2 protein-coding genes are annotated in these 1,715 nt (G+C 68.3%); one reads left to right on the top strand and one right to left on the bottom strand.

Going from position 1 to position 1,715, the window contains the following annotated elements:
• Window positions 1-565: 5-oxoprolinase subunit PxpA (locus Q0H50_RS09475; RefSeq protein ID WP_294421708.1), on the top strand; the 565-nt coding region annotated here is incomplete at its 5' end.
• A gap of 128 nt (window positions 566-693) precedes the next feature.
• Here the strand turns inward: Q0H50_RS09475 and Q0H50_RS09470 are convergent.
• The coding region (locus Q0H50_RS09470; RefSeq protein ID WP_294421707.1) for an FctA domain-containing protein at window positions 694-1,715 on the bottom strand (1,022 nt) is incomplete at its 5' end.

Here is a 1,715-nt window from a genome sequence, read left to right as displayed (position 1 = left end):
GGGCTACCCCGATCTGCAGGGCTTCGGCCGCCGCGACATCGCCATGTCGCCCGACGAGGCCTACGACTACATCCTGTACCAGATCGGCGCGCTGCAGGCCTTCTGCCACGCCACCGGCGCGCGCATGCACCACGTCAAGCCGCACGGCCAGCTGTACAACCGCGCCGCCGTGGACCCGGAGCTTGCGCGGGCCGTGGCCGCCGCCGTGCACGACGCCAACCTGGACCTGGTGCTGGTGGGCCTGGCGAACAGCGAGCTCATCCGCGCGGGCCAGGCGGAGGGCATCCGCACCGCGCAGGAGTTCTTCGCCGACCGCAACTACACCGACGAGGGCCTGCTGGTGTCGCGCAAGCTTCCCGACGCCGTCATCACCGACGAGGACTTCGCCGTGGCGCGCGTGGTGCGCGCCGTGAAGGAGGGCGCCATCGAGTCGGCATCAGGCAAGCTGATCACCGTGAAGCCCGACACCATCTGCATCCACGGCGACAACGTGCACGCGCTCGAGTTCGCCGGCAAGATCCGCACCGCGCTGACCGAGGCCGGCGTCGAGGTGAAGCCCGTGTAACAACCCACAACGCAACGAAACGCGAAGAGGGCCGGGGATCAACCCGGCCCTCTTCTTGCATCCCGCTGCCGCCCTATGCAGGTGCGGCAGCGGGTTCTAGCATCCGGCCTTCGCCGGGATCGGCTGCGCTAGCGCTTATCGCGACGGCGCATGATGACCAGCGCCGCGATGGACGCCGCGCCCGCCAGGGCCACTGCCGCAAGCGGCAGGACCAGGGCAAGCTTGTCGTCGCCCGTCTGCGTCAGCACCTTGCCGACCAGCCCGCTCGGCGTGAAGCTCTTGCCGCTGGGCTGCGTGGGCTGCACAGGCGTCGGAGGCTCGGTGTACGTGTTCGTGAACGCGAGCACGTCGGCATCGCCTGCCACCGTTGCGTTCAGGTGGCCGAGCCCATCGTCGACGACCGTCACGGTCACCTTGTACGCACGCTTGTCGTACGTCACGTTCGCCTGCGCATCGTCAAGCTCGGTGAGCGCGAACTCGTACGTGCCGGGCTTGTCGAACGTCAGCGCCGGGAAGGCGATCTTGCCGTCGGCGGCGTTCTTCGCCTTAAGCTCGGTGCCGTCGGCCGCGGTCAGCATGAACGTGAACTGCCCATCCACAAGGTTCTTGCCCACCAGCGTCTTGGAGGCGCCGATGGTCACGGTCGTGGGCGCTGCCTGGTAGGCGTTGGCGAAGGTCACCTCGCGCGCGCCTTCCAGCGCATGGGCCACGCTGAGCGTGCCGTTGCCGTTGTCCTTCACCGTGGTGACCACGGTGAACGTCGCGCCGTCGTAGGTAACGCCGTTGACGACGGTGCCGCCCCCGACCTCGTGCAACGTGTAGCGATGCGTGCCGGGCTGCGTGTACTTCACCGCGCTCAGCGTCACGCTGCCGTCGGCGGCGTTAACGCCGGTCGCCACCACTTCTTCGCCCTCGAGCAGCTCGAACGCGAACTCGCCGGCGGCCATGTCGCGGCCCGTCAGCGTCTTGGTCACCGTCACCTGATCGGTCACGCTGGAGTTTGCAGGCTTCACCGTGTAGGTGTTGGCGAAGGAGAACGCCGGGTTCGCCGCAGCGCCCTGGCGCTCGACCGTCAGCTTGCCGGCTCCGTCGTCGGTCACCTTGAAGCTGACCGTCTTGGTCGCCGCGGCATCGTTGATCACGCCGGGCA

It is taken from the genome of uncultured Senegalimassilia sp. (assembly GCF_934632265.1).
GTDB lineage: Bacteria > Actinomycetota > Coriobacteriia > Coriobacteriales > Eggerthellaceae > Senegalimassilia.
Note: the sequence above shows the minus strand (reverse complement) of the source record. Positions and strands in the feature narration are given on the sequence as shown.